The organism is Cognatishimia sp. WU-CL00825 (assembly GCF_040364665.1).
Classification (GTDB): domain Bacteria; phylum Pseudomonadota; class Alphaproteobacteria; order Rhodobacterales; family Rhodobacteraceae; genus Cognatishimia.
In genome coordinates, this window is record NZ_BAABWX010000001.1 from 1,463,622 (window position 1) to 1,486,678 (window position 23,057).

General features: G+C 50.5%; 14 protein-coding genes and 3 tRNA genes. 15 read left to right on the top strand and 2 right to left on the bottom strand.

Annotation, left to right across the window (positions count from 1 at the left end; translation table 11 throughout):
- Window positions 1–3 precede the first annotated feature (3 nt).
- The 8 genes from ABXG94_RS07320 to ABXG94_RS07355 all read left to right on the top strand — a co-directional run bounded on the left by ABXG94_RS07320 (window position 4) and on the right by ABXG94_RS07355 (window position 13,302).
- Entirely contained in the window at window positions 4–1,698 is a 1,695-nt protein-coding gene (locus tag ABXG94_RS07320) for an ABC transporter ATP-binding protein (RefSeq protein ID WP_353533203.1), read from the top strand.
- A gap of 4 nt (window positions 1,699–1,702) precedes the next feature.
- Window positions 1,703–4,144: a nitrite reductase large subunit NirB gene (gene nirB / locus ABXG94_RS07325; RefSeq protein WP_353533204.1), complete on the top strand. Its 2,442-nt coding sequence runs from the start codon at window positions 1,703–1,705 to the stop codon at window positions 4,142–4,144.
- The gene (nirD, locus tag ABXG94_RS07330; protein WP_353533205.1) at window positions 4,141–4,473 is read left to right on the top strand and encodes a nitrite reductase small subunit NirD; all 333 of its coding nucleotides are present in this window, start codon (window positions 4,141–4,143) and stop codon (window positions 4,471–4,473) included. The genes nirB and nirD overlap by 4 nt, the downstream gene beginning before the upstream one ends.
- Window positions 4,470–7,082 carry a molybdopterin-dependent oxidoreductase gene (locus ABXG94_RS07335; RefSeq protein ID WP_353533206.1) on the top strand — a complete coding sequence of 871 codons (2,613 nt, stop codon included), beginning with the start codon at window positions 4,470–4,472 and terminating at the stop codon, window positions 7,080–7,082. The genes nirD and ABXG94_RS07335 overlap by 4 nt, the downstream gene beginning before the upstream one ends.
- Before the next feature lie 2 nt (window positions 7,083–7,084).
- The gene (locus ABXG94_RS07340; RefSeq protein WP_353533207.1) at window positions 7,085–8,107 is read left to right on the top strand and encodes an NAD(P)-dependent oxidoreductase; all 1,023 of its coding nucleotides are present in this window, start codon (window positions 7,085–7,087) and stop codon (window positions 8,105–8,107) included.
- A gap of 401 nt (window positions 8,108–8,508) precedes the next feature.
- Window positions 8,509–10,443: a PrkA family serine protein kinase gene (locus ABXG94_RS07345; RefSeq protein WP_353533208.1), complete on the top strand. Its 1,935-nt coding sequence runs from the start codon at window positions 8,509–8,511 to the stop codon at window positions 10,441–10,443.
- Window positions 10,444–10,450: 7 nt separating this feature from the next.
- The gene (locus ABXG94_RS07350) at window positions 10,451–11,773 is read left to right on the top strand and encodes a YeaH/YhbH family protein (RefSeq protein WP_353533209.1); all 1,323 of its coding nucleotides are present in this window, start codon (window positions 10,451–10,453) and stop codon (window positions 11,771–11,773) included.
- Entirely contained in the window at window positions 11,770–13,302 is a 1,533-nt protein-coding gene (locus ABXG94_RS07355; RefSeq protein WP_353533210.1) for a SpoVR family protein, read from the top strand. Before ABXG94_RS07350 ends, ABXG94_RS07355 begins: the two co-directional genes overlap by 4 nt.
- Before the next feature lie 6 nt (window positions 13,303–13,308).
- On the opposite strand, the gene ABXG94_RS07360 is transcribed toward ABXG94_RS07355, so the two are convergent.
- A complete protein-coding gene (locus ABXG94_RS07360) occupies window positions 13,309–15,741 on the bottom strand; it encodes an ATP-dependent helicase (protein WP_353533211.1) in 2,433 nt (810 codons plus the stop codon).
- Window positions 15,742–16,336: 595 nt separating this feature from the next.
- Between ABXG94_RS07360 and ABXG94_RS07365 the strand changes: the two genes are divergently transcribed.
- The 5 genes from ABXG94_RS07365 to hisB all read left to right on the top strand — a co-directional run bounded on the left by ABXG94_RS07365 (window position 16,337) and on the right by hisB (window position 21,015).
- Window positions 16,337–19,777: a pyruvate carboxylase gene (locus tag ABXG94_RS07365; RefSeq protein WP_353533212.1), complete on the top strand. Its 3,441-nt coding sequence runs from the start codon at window positions 16,337–16,339 to the stop codon at window positions 19,775–19,777.
- Window positions 19,778–20,045: 268 nt separating this feature from the next.
- Window positions 20,046–20,120: transfer RNA gene (locus ABXG94_RS07370), tRNA-Gly, on the top strand.
- A 22-nt stretch (window positions 20,121–20,142) separates the two neighbouring features.
- A tRNA-Gly gene (locus tag ABXG94_RS07375) sits at window positions 20,143–20,217 on the top strand.
- A 22-nt stretch (window positions 20,218–20,239) separates the two neighbouring features.
- Window positions 20,240–20,314: transfer RNA gene (locus ABXG94_RS07380), tRNA-Gly, on the top strand.
- 113 nt (window positions 20,315–20,427) lie between these two features.
- On the top strand, window positions 20,428–21,015 hold the full coding sequence (hisB, locus tag ABXG94_RS07385) for an imidazoleglycerol-phosphate dehydratase HisB (RefSeq protein ID WP_353533214.1): 588 nt from the start codon (window positions 20,428–20,430) through the stop codon (window positions 21,013–21,015).
- A 50-nt stretch (window positions 21,016–21,065) separates the two neighbouring features.
- On the opposite strand, the gene ABXG94_RS07390 is transcribed toward hisB, so the two are convergent.
- Window positions 21,066–21,677, bottom strand: coding sequence for a DUF2306 domain-containing protein (locus tag ABXG94_RS07390; RefSeq protein WP_353533215.1), 612 nt, complete (start codon window positions 21,675–21,677; stop codon window positions 21,066–21,068).
- A gap of 133 nt (window positions 21,678–21,810) precedes the next feature.
- Here ABXG94_RS07390 and ABXG94_RS07395 point away from each other — a divergent pair, with 133 nt between their 5' ends.
- Both ABXG94_RS07395 and hisH read left to right on the top strand, forming a co-directional pair.
- A complete protein-coding gene (locus ABXG94_RS07395) occupies window positions 21,811–22,356 on the top strand; it encodes a TetR/AcrR family transcriptional regulator (protein WP_353533216.1) in 546 nt (181 codons plus the stop codon).
- A 56-nt stretch (window positions 22,357–22,412) separates the two neighbouring features.
- On the top strand, window positions 22,413–23,051 hold the full coding sequence (gene hisH, locus ABXG94_RS07400; protein WP_353533217.1) for an imidazole glycerol phosphate synthase subunit HisH: 639 nt from the start codon (window positions 22,413–22,415) through the stop codon (window positions 23,049–23,051).
- Window positions 23,052–23,057: the final 6 nt, after the last annotated feature.

The following is a 23,057-nucleotide window of genomic DNA, read 5'->3' on the forward strand; positions in this document are numbered from 1 at the left end:
GACATGAGCATTTTAAAATTCGAAAGCGTAAGCAAAAGCTTTGGTGAGGGAACTGCCCGTACCGACGTGCTCAAAAACATCAACCTCGAAGTCGTGGAAGGCGAATTTCTCGTTTTGCTTGGGTTTTCCGGCACAGGTAAATCAACACTCATCAATTTGATGGCAGGCTTGGAGAAACCGTCAAAAGGGAAAGCTACCTTTAAGGGCAAACCAATCATCGGACCTGGCCCAGAGCGTGGCGTTATTTTCCAAAGCTACTCATTGATGCCGTGGCTGACTGTGATGGGCAACGTGATGTTAGCGCTCGACTCTGTGTTTCCCAAAATGTCAAAAGCCGACAAAGCTGAAAAGGCCACACACTACATCAAAATGGTGGGGTTAAGCCACGCCGCAACGCGGCGCCCAGCGGAATTATCAGGTGGTATGCGACAACGAGTGAATGTGGCGCGGGCGTTGGCCATGAATCCTGAGGTGTTGTTGCTGGACGAGCCATTGTCCGCGCTGGACGCGTTGACGCGGGCAAACCTAGCCGATGAAATCGAGGAAATCTGGCAACACGACAAAAAGACCTGCGTGCTGATTACAAACGATGTGGACGAAGCGATTATTCTTGCAGATCGCATTATCGCGCTGAACCCAGACGGCACGCTTGGAAATGAATTCAAAGTCGATATCCCACGGCCCCGCGACCGCATCGAAATGAACGACAACGCAGATTTTAAAACACTGCGTGTAGACGTCACTAAATATTTGATGGACGTAGGCATTGAGGGAAAAGTCGAAAGCACTCGCCAGCTGCCAGATGTTACGCCGATACATGGCACCCCAAAGGCCGTTTCCGATGCGCAAAAGGGACTAATTGAAAAGAACTTTCTGGATTTCTCACAACTCCACAAAGTTTACCCAACCCCAAAGGGTCCTTTGACCGTTGTCGAAGATTTCAATTTAAAACTTAACCGCGGAGAATTCATTTCTTTGATTGGCCATTCTGGTTGCGGCAAGTCAACGGTTCTAACGATGGCCGCGGGCTTGAACGAAATCTCAAAGGGCGCAATTCGACTTGATGGGCGACATGTTGAAGGGGCTGACCCAGAACGCGCGGTTGTTTTTCAATCCCCTAACCTATTCCCTTGGCTGACGGCGAAAGAAAATGTCGCGATTGGTGTCGACAAAGTTTTTCCCAAAGCATCAATGGCAGAGCGACAGGATGTTATTGAATACTATCTTGAACGTGTCGGTCTGGCAGAGGCCATGGATCGCCCGGCCCATTCCATGTCAAACGGTATGAAACAGCGCGTCGGTATTGCACGGGCATTTGCCTTGTCGCCAAAACTTCTGTTGCTTGATGAGCCATTTGGAATGCTTGACAGCTTAACCCGCTGGGAGCTGCAAGAAGTTTTGATGGAAGTTTGGGATCGCACCAAAGTGACAGCTGTCTGCGTCACACACGATGTCGACGAAGCCATCTTGTTAGCAGACCGTGTTGTGATGATGACCAACGGACCACAGGCAACAATCGGTAAAATCGTAGACGTTGATCTGCCACGCCCGCGAAGCCGTAAAGCCCTGTTGGCCCATCCGGACTATTACAAATACCGCCAAGAAGTTCTCGATTTCCTGGAAGAATATGAACATGGCGCAAAACCAAAATCCAAAACGGCTTCTCAGGAAACCAAATCCGAAGTAGCGGCGGAGTAATACAATGAAAAAGAAACTTATCGTCATTGGCGCTGGCATGGCATCTGGCCGCGCGCTTGAACATCTCATTGATGCTGACAAAGATGCTTATGACATCACATTGTTCAACGCTGAACCGCGCGGCAACTACAATAGAATAATGCTCTCTCCGGTTCTTTCTGGCGACAAAGAATTCCAAGAAATCGTGACGCATGACGCTGCTTGGTACGAAGAAAACGGAGTGACCTGCCGGTTTGGAGAGCAAGTTGTCTCGATCGATCGGGACCGCAAAGTTGTTGTAGGTCAGAATGCCGAAGTTGCTTACGACAAGCTGTTGATTGCAACAGGTTCTGCCCCTTTTATCATTCCAGTCCCCGGCAAGAACTTACCAGGCGTTATTGCCTATCGTGACCTCGAAGACACCAATGCGATGATCGACGCCAGCGCAGCACCGCAAGCAAAAGCTGTGGTCATCGGTGGCGGGCTTTTGGGATTAGAAGCTGCCGCCGGATTGAAAGCCCGCGGTATGGATGTGACCGTTGTGCATTTGATGGGGCATCTGATGGAGCGCCAGCTGGATGAAGCTGCTGGTTACCTTCTGCGCCGCGCCCTTGAAGACAAAGGTATTGAAATCAAATGCAATGCGTCGACATCGGCTATCCTGGGTGAAGACAAGGTCGAAGCAGTTTTGCTTGACGACAAATCTGTCATTCCTGCTGATCTTGTTGTGATGGCAGTGGGCATCCGCCCGGAAACGCGCCTTGCAACAGATGCAGCGATCGAAGTTGAGCGCGGTATTACGGTCAACGACGCAATGCAAACATCTGACCCTGATATTCTGGCTGTTGGCGAATGCGTAGAGCACCGTAAACAATTGTTTGGCCTTGTTGCACCACTGTATGATCAGGCAAAAGTTGTCGCCAAGACACTGCTAAAGGAAGACGCTGTCTTTGCTCCAAAAGAAGTTGCCACCAAATTGAAAGTCACCGGATGTGATTTGTTTAGCACAGGCGACTTTGCAGAGGGTGAAACGCGTGAGGACATCGTTTTCCGCGATCCGGCTCGTGGCGTCTATAAGCGCTTGGTTCTTGAAGGAAATCAGCTGGTTGGTGCTGTCATGTATGGCGATACAGCGGATGGAAATTGGTTCTTTGGCTTGATCAAGGACAAGACCGATATCTCTGAAATGCGGGAGACTTTGATTTTCGGACCTGCCTTCCAAGGGGGGGCCTCTCTGGACCCCATGGCGGCCGTTGCAGCCTTACCGCTTGATGCGGAGATCTGCGGTTGTAACGGTGTATGCAAAGGGCAGATCGTCGATGCCATTAACGCAGGTGCTACAGATCTTGGTGCAGTGCGCTCCACAACAAAGGCAAGTGCCTCTTGTGGCACTTGCTCAGGGTTGGTCGAGCAAGTTCTAGCGACAACTTTGGGTGATGACTTTGTGCTGCCAACTGCACAGCCAGTTTGCGGATGCACAGAGCTTACGCATGAAGATGTGAGGCGTTTGATCAAATCAAAGTCACTCAAATCTCAGCCAGCCGTGTGGCAAGAACTTGGGTGGTCAACCCCAAATGGATGCCATACCTGCAGACCTGCCCTAAACTACTATCTGTTGGCAGATTGGCCACTCGAATACGCAGATGATCCGCAAAGCCGTTTTGTCAACGAACGGAAGCACGCGAACATTCAAAAAGATGGCACTTATTCCGTTGTCCCGCGCATGTGGGGCGGAATGACCACTCCAGACGAATTGCGCGCAATTGCCGATGCAGCTGATAAATTCAATGTGCCAACCGTGCATGTCACGGGCGGGCAGCGCATCGACCTGTTGGGCGTAAAGGGCGAAGATTTGCCAGCGATTTGGGCTGATCTCAATCAGGCAGGTATGGTTTCTGGTCATGCGTATTCAAAAGGCTTGCGTACTGTCAAAACATGCGTCGGTAAAGATCATTGTCGATTTGGCACGCAAGACAGCACTGGCCTGGGCATCAAATTGGAAAAACACCTTTGGGGATCTTGGACGCCGCATAAACTGAAACTTGGTGTTTCGGGGTGCCCAAGAAACTGTGCAGAAGCGACATGTAAAGACATCGGCATTGTCTGTGTTGATTCAGGATACGAAATATCGGTTGCAGGTGCAGCAGGTATGGAAGTCAAGCAAACAGAGTTTCTTTGCAAGGTGACCACCGAAGAGGAAGCCATCGAGATCATTTCAGCCTTTACACAGCTGTATCGCGAGAATGGCAAATATCTGGATCGTATCTTTAAATGGGTCGCTAAAGTTGGCCTAGAGTGGTGCATCGAAAAAGTGGTCGACAATATTGATAACCGTAAGGCACTCGCAGAGCGGTTTGAAATCTCACAAAGCGTTTATCGCGATGATCCTTGGGCAAAACTGTCAACCGTTAAAGAAGCGCCAAAATTTGGACCTCTTGCAAATCTAACATTGGAGGCCGCAGAATGAGCTGGCTTGATATCGGCACAATCGACGAAATTCCGGTTCGCGGTGCCCGCATCGTAAAAACAGTTTTGGGATGTGTCGCAATTTTTCGCACGGCAGAAAATGAAGTCTTTGCCACATCCGATCGATGCCCCCACAAAGGTGGTCCTTTGTCCGAGGGCATTGTACACGGCCGAAAAGTAACATGCCCGTTACACAATTGGGTTTTTTCATTGGAGAACGGAGAAGCACAGGGCGACGACGACGGACAAATAGAAACCTATGAGGTCAAAATAGAAGCAGGCCGTTTGTTGTTAAACTCTGAAGAGTTGCAAGCCAGGAGCGCTGCATGACCGTCAAAACAACCTGCGCTTATTGTGGAACGGGCTGCGGGATCTTAGCAGACAAAAACGGCCAGGGTGTTACAATCAAGGGTGATCCAGAGCACCCAGCAAATTTTGGGCGTTTGTGTTCCAAAGGGTCAGCATTGGGTGATACCCTCGGCACCGAAGGACGGCTCTTGTACCCACAAATCAATGATCGCCGTGTGAATTGGGAAGAAGCGCTCGATCTTGTCGCGAGCAAGTTTTCAGACACGATTTCGACCTATGGCCCTGATTCAGTTGCATTCTATGTTTCTGGCCAGTTGCTGACCGAAGATTATTATGTGGCAAACAAACTGATCAAAGGTTACTTGGGCACAGCAAATATCGACACAAATTCCCGATTGTGCATGGCGTCGACTGTGGCAGGGCACAAACGCGCATTTGGAACTGATACAGTTCCTGGCACGTATGAAGACCTTGAAGAAGCCGACCTGATTATCCTCGTTGGCAGCAATCTGGCTTGGTGCCACCCGGTGCTATACCAACGTATTGCCGCTGCCAAGGCCGAGAAGCCGTGGATGAAAGTCGTCAATGTCGACCCACGCAAGACTGCCACAAGCGACCTGGCCGATTTGCATCTTCAAATCGCCCCGGGCGGTGATGTCGCCTTGTTTAATTACCTGCTTGCAAACACAGCAAAGCATGGCCAGCAAAACACAGGTTTTGTTAACGCACATGTAGACGGCTATCAGAGCGCCTTGGATGCGGCAGCGGCCGACGATGTTAATCTGACGGGTTTAAGCGAACAAGATCTCGCCGACATTCTTGCGCTTTGGCTAAAGACCGAAAAAACCGTGACTGTTTTCTCTCAAGGTGTGAACCAGTCTTCTAGCGGTACTGATAAAGTTAACGCCATTATCAACTGCCATTTGGCAACCGGGCGCATAGGTCGCAAGGGTATGGGGCCACTTTCTGTTACCGGGCAACCCAACGCTATGGGCGGTCGTGAAGTCGGTGGCCTGGCCAATATGCTAGCATGTCACTTGGACATCGAAGATAGCAACCATCGTGATGCGGTCCAATCATATTGGCGCTCGCCAACAATGCCCAAACAGGCTGGTCTCAAAGCCGTCGACATGTTTGATGCCGTCGAAGATGGTAAAATCAAAGCCATTTGGGTGATGTGTACCAATCCAGCGCAATCCATGCCTGATGCCGACCGCGTTAAGAGCGCGCTTCAGAACTGCGACTTTGTTGCGGTTTCTGAAATGTACTCCAACACAGAAACTGCCAAGACCGCAGATGTTTTATTGCCAGCGTCGGGTTGGGGCGAGAAACATGGTTCCGTGACCAACAGTGACCGGATGATAAGCCGCCAGCGTGCGATTGCCCCCCCTCCGGCAGAAGCGCGGCACGATTGGCAGATCATCAGCGATGTCGCCAAACGCATGGGGTTTGCGGACGGTTTTGACTATGAACACCCGCACGACATATTTATCGAGCACGCGAAATTGTCAGGCATCGCAGCGGCGCTCGGCAAAGATTTTGATATCTCTGGGCTCGATAGCCTAAGCCGTCAGGAATACGAGGCGCTAGGCCCTACACGTTGGCCATTTCCAAAATCGGGCGGCAAAGAACGTTTTTTTTCGGACGGGCATTTTTACACTCCCAATCACAAAGCTAAAATGCTTGCCCTCACTCATACAGAACCAAGTGTGCCTCAAAGCGCAGAACTCCCCTTCACGCTCAACACCGGGCGGGTTCGCGACCATTGGCACACGATGACACGCACCGGTTTAGCAGCACAGCTTAACCAACATACTGGCGAGCCATATATTGAGATCCACGCGGCTGACGCAGAACTATTGCACCTGCCCCCGGCTTCATTGGCAGAGGTGACCTCACCCAATGGTCGCGCCATCGTTCGGGTTTTGATTTCTGACAAAGTGGCAAAAGGATCGGTTTTTATGCCCTTGCATTGGACCGAAGAGACCGCAGCGCTCGGTCGGGTTAATGCCTTGATTCCATCGCATGTAGATCCGGTGTCTGGCCAACCAGAAAGCAAAGCTGCTAAAGTATGCATTAAGAAGTTTACCGCACAGTGGTTTGGCTATGCGGTGTCTCTTCAGAGCTTCCAACCAACCAGTGCTTATTGGGCCAAAGCTAAAATAGTCAAAGGATGGCAAGCTGAGTTTGCAGACATATCGGTCCCTTCGGACTGGGAAAGCTATGCTACGTCGTTATTTGGCCTAGGCGAAACCCAAATCATTTCTGTGACCAGCACGGATAAATCCAGCGCAAGAATTGCACTGATGCAAAACAACAAGTTGGCGGCAGTGTTTTTCGCATCGCAAAACCCCGTAGCGCTTTCACGCAGTTTTGTAAGCTCGGCGTTGGGTGGCGACAGCCCCGTTTTGGCTGGACACGCTGGACAAGGCGTTCCCGACCCCGGCACCACGCTTTGTGCGTGCTTTAACGTTGGTATCAACACAATTCTGAATGCCATACAGTCACAGGAATTGGTATCAGTTGAACAAGTCGGAAATGCCTTGCAGGCCGGAACAAACTGCGGGTCATGTCGCCCTGAAATCTCTGCTTTGTTGCACCGAAACATAGTATTGGAGGCGGCGGAATAGTCATGCAAAGTTTTCCGATGTTCTTTAAAACGTCAGGACGCCGCTTTGTGATCGTCGGGGGTGGAGAGCAAGCCGCGCAAAAATGTCGGCTGCTTTTGAAAACAGATGTCACAATCGAAGTCATTTCCCGCACTCTAGAAGATGAACTTGCCGCGCTAAAAACCGCTGGCAAGATCCAGCACGACCATGGCCAGATTTCGCTACAAAGTTTTTCCGAGGCAACATTGGTTTTTGTGGCAACTGGTTGCCCGGCGGTTGATCGCTGTGTTCACGCAATCGCCAAGGATGCCGGAGTTCTGGTGAATGTTGTCGATCAACCCCACTTGTGTGATGTCACCACCCCCTCGATTGTAGACCGCGATCCCATCGTGGTTGCGATAGGTTCCGAAGGCACTGCCCCGGTCCTAGCACGCCGGATCAAAAGTCAAATGGAACAGATCCTGAGCCCAAAGATCGGTGGATTTGCGGCCTCTGTTGGGTTGCTTCGCTCAATGGTGTCGCAATATGTCCCAAAGTCTCAGAGACGTGAGTTCTGGCGGAATGTCTTTACCGGCCAAATCTGGAAGGATTACGAAAGCGGGTTGGAACGAAAGGCACTAGCAAACCTAAAGGAATACATCAAAGGCATGCATCAGGGCCTCACGAGCGGCGCGCTCACTATAATTGATACCTCTGCTGGATCGGCCGACCTGATTTCTCTACGCGCCGTGGAACGCTTGCAAGAAGCGGATGAGATATTCTACGAATCTCTTGACGACAAAGCGATCCTAGAATTGGCGCGCAGAGACGCTGAAAGACATATCCTCGCCGCATCTTCAGGTGCCAATCCATGGCCTTCTAAGATGTGTGTTTCATTTGTGAAACGCGCCGCGAGCGATGGTCGCAACGTCGTTTGGTTAAAAAATATCAACAAAACACCGGACAGTTTTTCATCAATGGCTACCGAGAACTTCAAAGATATTAGTTTTGAAATTCTACACGCTCCGCAATCGCCAAATATAGGAATTCAAGCGGTTTACGCCTGATTTTCAGCCAAACGTAGCGTGAAATCAAACCAGGAAAATAAAAAATTTGAAGAACATTAACCGAAAGTTCTGACCTTTCTGTTTCTATTAATCTGAACACATTTTTATGAGCGGTACTGGCAATTTGCCGGTAACACCACAGATTCATATAGAAAGTTCGGAATTTTTGATGTATCCTACTATCATAACTACCGACGAAAAAGGCAATGCCTTCAATGACTTCCCCTCAATCGGGGAGATAATACACGTCGGACCTAAGTGGCAACATCGAGCCCATTCTGAACATTCGCGCAGACTGCGGTTGCCATGACTGACTTGAACACTCTGTCGAATTGCGTCTGCGCACAGCCTGAAACCCGAGGAGGACTCTGGGCTAATTGTCAGTAGGAGGTTTTGACCAGATGAAGGACATCGTCGAGCTATTTGCAGAGCAATATTCGCAAACGCAAGAACAGGAAATGTCGTTGCAAGAGTATCTTCTTGGATGCCGTGACGACCCCAGCATGTACGCCAATGTCGCCGAACGAATGCTAAAAGCCATTGGCACTGAAGAGTTGGTTGATACATCAAAAGATGCCCAGCTCGGGCCTATTTTCCAGAATCGCACAATCAAACGATACGCCGCATTTCAAGACTTTTTTGGTATGGAAGACACGATCGAGCGTATTGTTGGCTACTTTCGTTATGCCGCACAGGGTTTAGAAGAACGCAAACAAATCCTATATCTTTTGGGTCCGGTTGGTGGCGGTAAATCTTCGCTTGCTGAACGCCTAAAGCGCTTGGTCGAAGAAGAACCGATCTATGTGTTGAAAGCTGGTGAGCAGGTCAGCCCCATTTTTGAATCTCCACTAGGGTTATTTGATCCAAGCACCTTGGGTCCCATGCTGGAGGATGAATACGGCATTGCCCGCCACCGGCTACCAGCTTTGATGTCTCCCTGGGCTGTGCGTCGTCTTGACGAATTTGATGGAGATATTTCAAAGTTCTCTGTTGTCAAAATTCACCCCTCGCGATTGCGCCGAATTGGCATCACCAAGGTCGAACCCGGCGACGAAAACAACCAAGATATTTCCACGCTTGTTGGAAAAGTTGATATTCGAATGCTGGAGCATTTTAGTCAGGATAATCCTGATGCTTACAGTTTTTCGGGTGGTCTAAATCGCGCAAGCCAAGGCATTTTGGAATTTGTCGAAATGTTCAAAGCCCCGATCAAAATGCTGCATCCCCTGCTCACTGCGACGCAAGAGGGCAACTATATGGGCACCGAAAGCTTTGGGGCGATCCCATTTGGCGGTTTGATTTTGGCGCATTCCAACGAAAGTGAATGGCAGCAATTTAAGAATAACAAAAACAACGAAGCTTTCATTGACCGGGTCAGTATCGTCAAAGTGCCCTACTGCTTGCGGGTCTCGGGCGAAGCGCAGATTTATGCCAAACTGCTTGAGAACAGCGAACTGCGTGACGCGCCATGCGCTCCAGAAACCCTCAAAATCCTAAGCCGGTTCTCTGTACTATCGCGCATCAAACCTCATGAAAACTCTAACCTTTACAGCAAGATGCGGGTTTATGATGGTGAATCACTAAAGGACACCGACCCAAAAGCAAAAACTGTCCAAGAATACCAAGATGCCGCTGGTGTTGATGAAGGAATGGATGGCGTTTCGACCCGCTTTGCCTTCAAAGTTCTAAGCAACGTCTTCAATTACGACACCAAAGAGGTCGCAGCAGATCCGGTTCATCTAATGTACATCTTGGAACAAATGATCAAGCGCGAACAGTTTCCACCGGAAACCGAAACGCAATACCTTGAGTTCATAAAAACCGAATTGGCCCCACGCTACGAAGAGTTTATCGGCAATGAAATTCAAAAGGCTTATCTAGAAAGCTATTCAGAATACGGCCAAAACGTCTTTGACCGCTATATCTCTTACGCCGATGCTTGGATCGAAGAACAAGACTATAAAGATCCAGATACAGGCCAGCTTTATAACCGCGAAGTTTTGGATGCTGAACTAAGTAAGACTGAAAAGCCGTGCGGGATTGCCAACCCAAAAGACTTCCGTAATGAAGTCGTTAAATTCGCCCTCAGACATCGCGCCAATACCGGCGAAAACCCGGTTTGGAATAGTTATGAAAAGCTACGAGACGTGATTGAAAAGCACATGTTCAGTCAAGTCGAAGAGCTGTTGCCGGTCATCAGCTTTGGCAGCAAGAAAGACGGTGACACAGAAAGCAAGCACATGGAATTCGTCAAACGGATGAAGGGCCATGGCTATACCGAGCGACAGGTCCGCCGCTTGGTAGAATGGTATATGCGTGTCAACAAGGCGGGGTAAACGCCGGATGCATCACTTTATTGACAGACGACAGAACCCAAAGGGCAAGAGCTTGGGAAACCGGCAAAGGTTTCTCAAACGCGCCCGTGAAAACATCAAAGAAATGGTTGATAAATCGGTGCGCGATAAATCCGTTGCCGGTGCCGACCGAGAGGGTGGCGAGCAAGTGACCATTCCCGCCAAGGGGATCAAAGAACCACAATTTGTGCATTCGTCCAAAGGCGGCCAGCGTGAACATGTGCTGCCTGGAAACAACGATTTTGTGGTCGGCGATAAAATCCCGCGACCCCAGGGTGGTGCTGGTGAGAACGGCAAAAAGGCCTCTGAAGATGGCGAAGGTGAGGATGGGTTTTCCTTTACTCTAACGCGCGAAGAGTATTTGGAAATCTTGTTTGAAGGATTGGAACTCCCAGACCTTGTTAAAAAGACTGCTGTGGAAACAGAAACCGTAGGAACGCGCCGCGCGGGGCTGACCACGGCTGGCTCTCCAAATAATTTAAATTTGGTCAGGACCATGCGTAATTCCTTGGGCCGCCGAATTGCGCTACAGCGACCAACCCAACAGCAAATGAAGGCCTTGCAAGCAGAGCTGGACGAGCTTTCCAATGTGCTGTTACCCAACGATTCTCAGCAAGCGCGGATTATCGAGCTTGAAGAAAAGCTGGCGCTGCTTGATAGGCGCCGCAAAGTTGTCGGCTATATTGACCCAATCGATTTACGCTATGACACCCATACTCCCGAAAAGATTAGAAACTCCAAGGCCGTTGTCTTTTGCCTCATGGATGTCTCTGGCTCGATGCAAGAACGCGAGAAAGACTTGGCAAAACGCTTTTTTATGCTGCTGCATCTGTTTCTGGAACGCAGCTATGAGCGTACAGAAATCGTCTTTATCCGCCATACCCATCATGCCCAAGAAGTTGACGAGGAAACATTCTTTTATGCCCGTGAAACGGGCGGAACAATTGTCAGTACGGCACTAACAAAAATGAAAGAAATCATCGAGGAACGTTTTCCGATTGATGAATGGAATATCTACGGTGCCCAAGCCTCGGACGGTGAAAACTTTGGCAGTGACAGTAAGAAGTGCAAAGCATTGATGTCAGAGTTTATTGCACCAATTTGCCAGTACTATGCCTATGTCGAAATCGTTGGCGAAGAAGACCAAAACCTGTTGTCTGATGATACCGCTGGTGCTGATCTTTGGCAGGAATTCCGCAAGGTACACGAAATCTGCCCACAGTTTGAAATGCGCAGAGTAGCGCAAGCCAGTCATATCTACCCAATTTTTCGTGATCTCTTTTCAGCGAGCCATGCCAAGGGGGGCACATGACAAAAAAACCATTATTGTTTGATGGCCCTGAGTGGTCCTTTGAATTGCTTAGTCAGACGCATGACGCCATTGAAGAAATTGCTTTGGGCGAACTTGGGTTAGATGTTTACCCAAATCAAATTGAGATCATCAGCTCTGAGCAAATGCTGGATGCATATTCTTGTGTCGGCTTACCCTTGATGTACCAACATTGGTCCTATGGAAAACGTTTTGCGCGGGACGAGGCGTTGTACCGAACGGGGCGACAGGGGCTCGCCTATGAAATTGTCATCAATTCCAACCCCTGCATCAGCTATAATATGGAAGAAAACACCATGGCCATGCAAACCCTGGTGATGGCGCACGCGGCCTTTGGGCATAATCATTTCTTTAAAAACAACTATTTGTTCAAGAACTGGACGGACGCGTCGGCCATTCATGACTATTTAGCCTTTGCGAAGAATTTTGTCGCAAATTGCGAAGAACGCTATGGATTGGAAGCCGTTGAAACAATTCTTGACGCGGCACATGCGCTTCAAACGCAGGGTGTTTTTCGGTATGGCCGCCCTCCCCGGCCCTCAGCCGAAGAATTGCAGGCCATGCAGCGCCAGCGCGATGGGTTTGTCAGCCAGCAGAGCGTGCTGGACCTGTGGACCGATAATACCATGGGAAATACCCCCGCTGCACACACCAGCGCTGATACAAATGCCCAGGACCGCAAGCAGGCAATGAACCTTCCACAGGAAAATATTCTGTATTTTCTGGAAAAGCATAGTCCCAGCCTGAAATCATGGGAGCGCGAGCTGATCAGAATTGTGCGCTATCTCGCCCAATACTTTTACCCTCAAAAACAAACCAAGGTGATGAACGAAGGTTGTGCAACTTTCACGCACTATTTCATCGTCAATCGGCTGTTCGAAAAGGGGTTGATTTCCGAGGGCGCATTTATGGAAATCATGCACAGCCATACCAATGTTGTTCTGCAACCGGACTTCAACGACCCAAGATATAGCGGCCTAAATCCCTACGCTTTGGGCTTTGCGATGATGCAAGACATTCGCCGGATATGTGAGCAGCCTACACAAGAAGACCGTGATTGGTTTCCAGGCCTGGCCGGTGAGCCCGATTGGAAAGCCGTGCTGCGTGACGCCTGGGCCAACTTCCGCGATGAGAGCTTCATTTTGCAATTTCTCTCTCCTCATCTGATGCGCAAATTTAAGCTGTTTATGTTATCTGATGATGCCAAACAGCCAAATTTCATCGTCAGCGATATCCACAACAGTCGAGGTTATAAAAATATTCGATCGGCGCTGGCTCAATCCTACAACCTATCTTACCAAGAGCCCGATATTCAGGTGAGTGATGCAAACTTGCGCGGCGACCGAGAGCTAAAACTGACGCACACAGTGCGCAACGGCATCAATCTGGACCCGAAGAACCGTGACGCTGTGCTAAAACATGTGCGTCGTCTTTGGGGTTATGACGTTAGCTTGACCGCCAGAGACCAAATCACCGATGCACGCATTTCCCACACTTCGACTGCGGCCTAATGGCAGCTAGAACGGCACATCAGTTGAAACACTTACGAATTTGGCCACGACCTTTTTTTCACCGGCCTTGTCAAATTCGATCACGAGCTTATCGCCTTCGATCTCCATAATCTCGCCATAGCCAAATTTTTGATGAAACACCCGATCCCCAATCGAATGGCTCGATACGGCCTCTAGATCGATGATCGTGTTTTTGCTTTCCTTTGGCTGGCTGACGCCCCGGACGCCAGATCTGGCTTGCAGCCTTTTCCAACCTGGAGAGTTATAGGTATTGGCTGCGTGAACTTTGGACTGCACGCCACCGCCAAAATCGCCAGCCGTATTTGCATAGCCACCGCCATACAAACCAGGTGCCGTTAGCACATCAACATTACTTTCCGGCAATTCATCAATGAAGCGACTTGGCAATTGGGATTGCCATTGCCCAAACACTTGTCGGTTCGCCGCAAATGAAATTGTGCACACTTCTTCAGCACGGGTGATGCCAACATATGCAAGCCGCCGCTCTTCCTCTAGGCCCTTCATACCGCTTTCGTCCATCGAACGTTGTGAAGGAAACAAACCATCTTCCCAACCCGGAAGAAAGACAGCTGGAAATTCCAAACCTTTGGCTGCATGCAAAGTCATTATGCTAATTTTCGCGTCTGAATCTTGGCTCTCGTTGTCCATTATCAAACTTACATGCTCGAGAAATCCTTGCAAGTTTTCAAATGTTTCCAAAGCCTTGACCAGCTCTTTTAAGTTCTCCAACCTACCGGGGGCCTCGGGTGTTTTGTCGTTTTGCCACATCGCGGTATAGCCGGATTCGTCCAATATCACTTCTGCCAATTCCATGTGGCTCAATTGGTTCTGCGCCGGCTGCATACGCATCGCCGTTTGCGTCAACCCAGTGTCAATGACGTCCTCGTCATTGCTGGGCACTTCAGCCATGCGCTGCACCGCAAGCCCGCGCCAGCGATCGATGGCATCCACCAAAATGGCCAATTCCTTGGCCCCTTTGCCGCCGATGCCCTTTTCACTTAATAAGATGCGCGCCCCTTCCATAAGCGACACACCATTGGCACGGGCACAGGTTTGAATTTTTTGTTGCGCCACATTGCCAAGCCCCCTTTTGGGGGTGTTCACAATGCGCTCAAACGCCAAATCGTCATCCGGGCTGGTGACAACGCGAAAATAGGCCATGGCATCGCGGATCTCTAGGCGTTCGTAAAATCGAGGACCGCCGATGACACGATAGGGAAGACCAATCGTTAAAAACCGGTCCTCAAATGCGCGCATCTGATGGGACGCGCGAACCAAAATTGCCATGTCTTCTAGGCTAAACCCACGCATCCCACGGGTACCACTCTGCATGGCTTCGACTTCTTCACCAATCCAGCGGGCTTCAACCTCGCCATCCCAATGGCCAATCAGCCGCAGCTTTTCGCCATCTTCGCGCTCAGTCCAAAGTGTTTTGCCAAGCCGGGTTTCATTTCCAGAAATAACCGCAGATGCCGCAGCCAGAATATGCTGCGTAGAACGATAATTCTGCTCTAGCCGCACCACTTTGGCGCCGGGGAAGTCTTTTTCAAACTTAAGAATATTCCCGACCTCGGCACCACGCCAACCATAGATAGATTGATCGTCATCGCCCACACAGCAAATGTTCTTATGCCCGCCTGCTATCAGACGCAGCCAAAGATATTGCGCAACATTGGTATCCTGATACTCATCCACAAGCACATACCGGAACCATCGTTGGTATTGCCGCAGCACATCCGGGTGCGTTTGAAAAATCGTCACGACATGCAGCAACAAATCACCAAAATCAACGGCATTGAGCTCTGACAATCGTTTTTGATACTGCGCGTACAACTCACCACCCCGGTGATTAAACGACCCTGCATCTGCAGCAGGCAGCTTCTCCGGCGTAAGCGCCTTATTCTTCCAGGCGTCAATCAAGCCCGCAAGTTGGCGCGCAGGCCAACGCTTTTCGTCAATGTCAGCCGCTTTCAAAAGTTGTTTCAGCAACCTAATTTGGTCATCCGTATCAAGAATTGTAAAATTTGATTTTAAGCCAACCAGCTCTGCATGACGGCGCAACAATTTGACACAGATCGCATGGAACGTCCCCAGCCAGGGCATGCCTTCCACCGCGTGCCCAAGCATTTGCCCGACACGGTTTTTCATTTCACGGGCGGCTTTGTTGGTAAACGTCACCGCAAGCACTTCGTTAGGTTGCGCGCGCCCCGTGTTCAACAAATGCACAATGCGCGATGTCAAAGCTTTCGTTTTACCAGTGCCGGCCCCCGCCAACATCAAAACCGGCCCATCAAGCGCCTCAACAGCTTCTCGCTGCGCGGGATTCAACGCATCTAAATAGGGAGTCGGTCGCGCCGCCATGGCACGAGCGGAAAGCGAGGCGCTCTCAAAGGCGTCATTTTCGTCAAAACTGCTCATGGCCGACACCGTACCAACTAGGTACACCAATGAAAAGACACGTTCTCTTAATGTTCCTCTATTTCCAGCAGGCCAACTCCGCTCATTTAGTATTGCAAAATTGCCATTTGAATATTTAGCAATAACTCATGCATCTTGAGCTCGGCCTTACTTTACGCCTTGCGCTTAAACGAAAGTCCTATGCATCGGCATCTTCCCAGCTTAGCAAGCTACCCATTTTCAGGCTTAACTTTCAAATGTATCGAATTTAAGTCAGGGAAAGGGGACAAATCCAGCGTTCTAGATTCGTAAATTTTATCTGTTAGCGCTACACAGTTTTTGTCATGAATTACCCCCGGTTTGCAATCCAACACACTTAACTGCTCCCATAACGCGAATGAATGACATTAATACTGACCTATTTTGATCCACTTTCTAACAAATTGTTACCGAAATGAGCAATTGTCCAAAAAAAATTGACATTTAGGGTGGTAAACGGATCAGATTTTCACGCAAATGCGCGTGACATCCGTATTGCTTGGTATTGATTCAGGCGGTTTCCATGCCGTAGCCAGTGCACACACAAAAGCAGGTTCTCTAAAGGGGCATCTACCCGATGACAGACTTCAAAAAGATTCTTATTGCCAACCGCGGCGAAATCGCGATCCGCGTTATGCGCGCAGCCAACGAAATGGGAAAAGCCACGGTTGCGGTCTTTGCCGAGGAAGACAAGTTGAGCTTGCACCGTTTCAAGGCGGACGAAGCATATCGAATTGGTGAAGGTATGGGGCCAGTCGCGGCCTATTTGAGTATCGAAGAAATCATTCGTGTAGCACGTGAAAGTGGCGCAGATGCAATCCACCCGGGCTACGGGCTTTTGTCTGAAAATCCGGATTTTGTGGACGCATGTGCTGCCAACGGTATTACATTTATCGGCCCAAAAGCTGAAACCATGCGCGCGCTTGGTGATAAAGCAAGCGCACGACGTGTCGCGGTTGAAGCAGGCGTGCCTGTAATTCCGGCCACAGAAGTCCTTGGCGACGATATGACAGCCATTAAGAAAGAAGCCAAAGAGGTCGGCTACCCATTGATGCTTAAGGCGTCTTGGGGTGGCGGGGGTCGCGGTATGCGCCCTATCTATGGTGAAGATGAGGTTGAAGAGAAAATCCTGGAAGGTCGTCGCGAAGCAGAGGCTGCTTTTGGCAATGACGAGGGTTACCTGGAAAAGATGATCACGCGGGCGCGTCACGTCGAGGTGCAGATTTTGGGTGACAAACATGGCGGCATGTATCACCTATATGAGCGCGATTGTTCGGTTCAACGGCGCAACCAAAAAGTTGTTGAACGCGCCCCTGCCCCCTATTTGACCGAAGCGCAGCGCACCGAGATTTGCGAACTTGGCTATAAGATTTGTAAACACGTCAACTATGAGTGCGCCGGCACAGTTGAATTCCTTATGGATATGGAAACCGGCAAATTCTATTTCATCGAAGTTAACCCGCGCGTTCAGGTCGAACATACTGTAACTGAAGAAGTCACCGGCATCGATATTGTGCAATCACAGATTCTGATTGCTGAAGGCAAAACCATTGCCCAAGCCACAGGCAAAGCAGCACAAAGCGATATCTTCCTGAACGGCCATGCTCTGCAAACACGGGTCACAACCGAAGATCCAAGCAATAACTTTATTCCAGACTACGGACGTATCACCGCGTATCGCTCTGCGACCGGCATGGGCATCCGTCTAGATGGCGGCACGGCCTACGCAGGCGGTGTTATCACCCGATTTTATGACAGCCTGTTGACCAAGGTGACTGCCTGGGCCCCCACACCTGAAAAAGCCATCAAACGAATGGATCGTGCTCTGCGCGAATTCCGTATCCGGGGTGTGTCTACCAATATCGCTTTTGTCGAAAACTTGCTTAAACATCCGACATTCCTCGATTATTCCTATACCACGACCTTTATCGACAACACGCCGGAATTGTTTCAATTCCAAAAACGTCGAGATCGCGGCACTAAGGTTTTGACATATATTGCCGACATTTCCGTCAACGGACATCCAGAGACCGAAGGCCGCGCAGAACCCTCTGCAGATCTGAAAGCCCCAGTACCTCCACAGAAGCGGGCCGAGCCCGCGATGGGCACGCGAAATCTGTTGGAACAGAAAGGGCCACAGGCTGTGGCCGACTGGATGAAACAGCAAAAACAACTGCTGCTGACAGATACAACCATGCGGGACGGCCATCAGTCTTTGCTGGCCACGCGCATGCGGTCTGTAGACATGTTGAAAGTGGCCCCAAGCTATGCCGCGAATTTGCCACAGCTGTTTTCAATGGAATGCTGGGGTGGCGCGACTTTTGACGTGGCTTATCGGTTCTTGCAGGAATGCCCGTGGCAACGCCTGCGCGATCTTCGCACCCGTATGCCCAACCTGATGACCCAAATGTTGCTGCGCGCTTCCAACGGCGTCGGTTATACAAATTACCCTGACAATGTGGTTCAGGGCTTTGTAAAACAGGCGGCAACATCTGGCATTGATGTCTTCCGCGTTTTTGACAGCCTGAACTGGGTTGAAAATATGCGTGTGGCTATGGACGCGGTGATTGAATCCAACAAGGTTTGCGAAGGCACAATCTGTTATACCGGCGATATTCTTGATCCAAGCCGCGCCAAATACGACCTAAAATACTATGTGGGCATGGCAAAAGATCTAGAATCCGCCGGTGCACATGTCTTGGGCCTTAAGGACATGTCAGGTCTGCTGAAACCAGCGGCAGCAAAGGTTTTGATCAGCACGCTGAAACAAGAAACCGGCTTGCCCATTCACTTCCACACGCATGACACGTCAGGAATCGCTGGCGCAACCATTCTGGCAGCTGCAGATGCCGGTGTTGACGCAGTTGATGCGGCGATGGATTCCTTTAGTGGTGGCACATCGCAGCCTTGCCTTGGCTCTATTGTCGAAGCTCTGCGTAACACCGACCGCGACACAGGCATTGATATCAAAGCCGTACGTGAGATCAGCGATTACTGGGAAGGGGTGCGTGCCCAATATGCCGCCTTTGAAAGCGGTATGGCTGCCCCGGCCTCGGAGGTCTATCTGCACGAAATGCCAGGTGGTCAGTTTACCAACTTGAAAGCCCAAGCCCGCTCACTGGGGCTTGAGGATCGCTGGCACGAAGTGGCGCAAACCTATGCCGACGTGAACCAGATGTTTGGCGATATTGTCAAAGTTACACCATCCTCCAAAGTGGTCGGAGATATGGCCTTGATGATGGTTAGCCAAGGATTGAGCCGTGCGGAAGTTGAAAATCCGGAAAAGGATGTCGCCTTCCCAGATTCAGTGGTTGATATGATGCGGGGCAACCTGGGACAACCTCCTGGCGGCTTCCCCAAAGACATCCTGAGCAAAGTGCTCAAAGGAGAAGCACCAAATACTCAACGCCCTGGCGCACATCTTGAGCCTGTCGATATCGAAGCGTCGCGCGCGGAATTGTCCAAGGAATTGAATGGCTTTACCGTCGATGACGAAGACCTGAACGGCTATCTGATGTATCCCAAAGTCTTTTTGGACTATATGGGGCGTCATCGTCAGTATGGGCCGGTGCGCACCCTGCCCACCCGCACCTTCTTTTATGGCATGGAGCCAGGCGAAGAAATCACAGCAGAGATTGATCCAGGCAAAACACTGGAAATCCGCTTGCAAGCCATTGGCGAAACCAATGAAGATGGCGAAGTCAAAGTGTTCTTTGAACTTAACGGTCAGCCTCGGGTGATCCGTGTACCAAACCGCTTGGTCAAAGCGTCGACCGCACAAAGGCCAAAAGCCGAGGTGGGCAACGTTAACCACATTGGGGCACCTATGCCGGGCGTCGTTGCTTCTGTTGGCGTCAGTGTCGGCCAAAAAGTCAGCGAAGGCGATCTGCTTCTCACCATCGAAGCGATGAAAATGGAAACCGGCATCCACGCAGAACGCGATGCGGTTGTCAAAGCCATGCACGTCACACCCGGAGGCCAAATTGACGCCAAGGACTTGCTGATCGAGCTTGAATAATAATTCGGCACATCGTGTCGAAGAAGAGCCCTCTGAAAATTCAGGGGCTCTTTTTTGTGCAACTTCAAGGGGCTATCACGCACAGATACCGAATTCATTTCGCAAACTCTATGGGTCGACAAGAAATCTGTGTGCCCATATGACAACGAATTCCAGAAACGCAACGCATTCCAATCGCACCACAAGCAGACGACATTTTTTTTCAGTTTGGGTCATTTTCCACTTGCGGGAAACCGGCATTGTTTATATCTCCGCCTCACTCAACGGTGCGGGCGTAGCTCAGGGGTAGAGCATAACCTTGCCAAGGTTAGGGTCGGGCGTTCGAATCGCCTCGCCCGCTCCAGAGAGTAACTAGAACTGACGGTGCGGGCGTAGCTCAGGGGTAGAGCATAACCTTGCCAAGGTTAGGGTCGGGCGTTCGAATCGCCTCGCCCGCTCCATCGGTTCCAGACATTTTGAAGCGCGGGCGTAGCTCAGGGGTAGAGCATAACCTTGCCAAGGTTAGGGTCGGGCGTTCGAATCGCCTCGCCCGCTCCAAAATGTTGATTTACCTGATAGAAATGCCACGGCCGCGAAGGGCCAATCTTAGGATCTTGGCGTTTGCGCCCTGCCCGCCTATAAGGGCGCAATCAGATTAAAAGGATACAGGTATGCGGACGGGAAGCGTCAGTCGCCAAACGGCAGAAACTGAAATTTCAGTAGAAATAAACCTGGATGGCTCAGGGACTTACGACAACCAAACTGGTGTTGGTTTTTTTGACCACATGCTTGATCAATTGTCGCGACATTCCCTGATTGATTTCACCATTCGCGCCAAAGGTGACTATCACATTGATGATCACCACACCGTTGAGGACACCGGCATCGCCCTTGGGCAGGCATTGGTACAAGCCCTTGGTGACAAACGCGGAATCAACAGATACGGCGATTGCCACTTGGCTATGGATGACGCCCAGGTGCGCGCAGCTCTTGATCTTTCTGCTCGGCCGTTTTTGGTTTGGAATGTCAACATCCCAACCCAGAAAATCGGGACCTTTGACACCGAGCTGGTGCGGGAGTTCTTTACCGCATTTTCGACCCACGGCGGCATCACATTGCACATAGATCAAGTGCATGGGGTCAACAGCCACCATATTGTCGAAGCCGCCTTTAAAGCAGTTGCGCGCGCGCTGCGCACGGCTGTGGAGTCCGATCCGCGCAAAGCTGGTGAGATCCCCTCGACCAAGGGTGCTCTGTAAAAGGTAGCAACATATGCGAATGTGTTAAAGGCCTGCAATGGGGGCCTTTTTTATGCCGCCAAAGGTTTTGCCCGTCGTCTTATGATCCATTCTATGATCAGCAGATTGGGCACCCAACACAGCCAGGACACAAGACTGTATCCGGTTTCAAACCCAAACGACATTGCCAAAAACGGCAAATAGAGCCGCAAAGTCACTGCGGCGAATGTCAGCGCAGCAGAGCGCATCATCCAGACCCGATGCTGGGCAAACTGACCTTGGGTTGCGAACCAGACGGCATTGGCCGTAACGCAAAGCCATATGACGGCAAGCAGCCCAAATCCCCATGCAGCCACTTGCCCCGCCTGCGTGCCCAAGGCCATGACCAATCCGCCTGTTCCAGAGAGCAAAATGGCAACCGCATACAGACGGCCCAACCAGCGGTGTATGAATGGGCGACGCATTCTTAGATCTGACCAGAATTGAAACGGCAAGATCGCCAAGGCAACAGGTGCAAAGCCCACGTGCAAATAGAATGACAGCGGCCTTTCAAGGGCATGATACAGCATATGCTCCATCATTTCCTCCACGCCTCCGACCATAAAACGCCATGAAACCAAAGCGATAACCAGCGGAAAGACCCAGATAATCAAAAATCTGGGGAGTTTGGAAATGTGTAGCATACGGGGTCTCCAGTGTTAACTTGACACTGTAAAGATACGATTCACTTGACACTGTCAAGTTCCTAAGTAATGTCGCGATATGACCCTCGACAAAAAATCACCTCACCATCACGGCGACCTCAAGAATGCTTTAGTGCGAGCAGGATTGGAGCTGTTGGAAAAGGACGGTATCGACGGGCTGAGTTTGCGGAAATGTGCAGCAAAAGCAGGGGTTTCGCACGCGGCACCGGCGCATCATTTTGGTAACCTCGCGGGCCTCAAAAGCGCCATCGGTATCGAAGTTTTCACCATATTTTCGAAATATATGCTGGAGGCATCGCAGCGCGAGGGCGAGTCAGATATCGCGCGCCTAAAGGGCATTTGCCGCGGGTATGTACAGTTTGGCATCGACCATAAACCCTGGCTGGATATGATGTTTGGAGTTGCGCCAATCGAAGTGGCAAAATTGCGTGGAGATCTTGGAGATTCCAATGCATATCAAGTCCTTAGGGATGCTTGCGCACCATTCATTCCCATAGGAACCGCGCCAAATATTGTCGAATTTCAGGTTTGGTCTTTGGTGCATGGTTATACACAGCTGTTTCTGTCTGGGCGTCTCAACCAAGGGACGGTTGCGCAGATTGATGACGGGCCGTTTGATCAAGTGATGTCGATGCTGGACCTGCTTGCCAGCTCTTGACCCCAGGGCGATTTGGCGTCAGGTGAAAGGCGTCTTGGAACGACTGGGTAAATAATATGCTTACAGCCATCATCGATTATGAAAGCGGTAACCTGCACAGTGCGGAAAAAGCCTTTCAGCACATGGCCTTAGAGGTTGATGCCGGTGACGTGGTGGTGACCTCGGACGCGGATGTGATTGCCAAGGCCGACCGGCTTGTCTTGCCCGGTGATGGGGCCTTTCCAGCCTGTGCGGCTGAATTGCGCGGTCACAAGGGTATTTATGACGCCATGGTCGAAGCTGTAGAGCAAAAAGGCCGGCCATTTTTGGGAATTTGCGTTGGCATGCAGTTGATGGCCACTGCGGGCCACGAGTACGAAAAAACCGCGGGCCTGAATTGGGTTGCCGGGGATGTTGTTAAAATTTCCCCTAAAGATCAAACTCTTAAGGTGCCCCACATGGGGTGGAATAACCTGATCATTGATCAGCAACATGCCCTGCTAGACGGTGTGGAAGACGGCCAGCATGTGTATTTTGTCCACGGTTATAAATTTGATGTTGCCAAGCCCGAAGACCGCATTGCGCATGTGGATTATGGCGGTGATATCACTGCTATTATTGGCCGCGACACCATGGTCGGCATGCAATTTCACCCGGAAAAGAGCCAACATGTTGGCCTGCGGATGATCGGCAATTTCCTGCGCTGGACGCCCTAAGTTGCC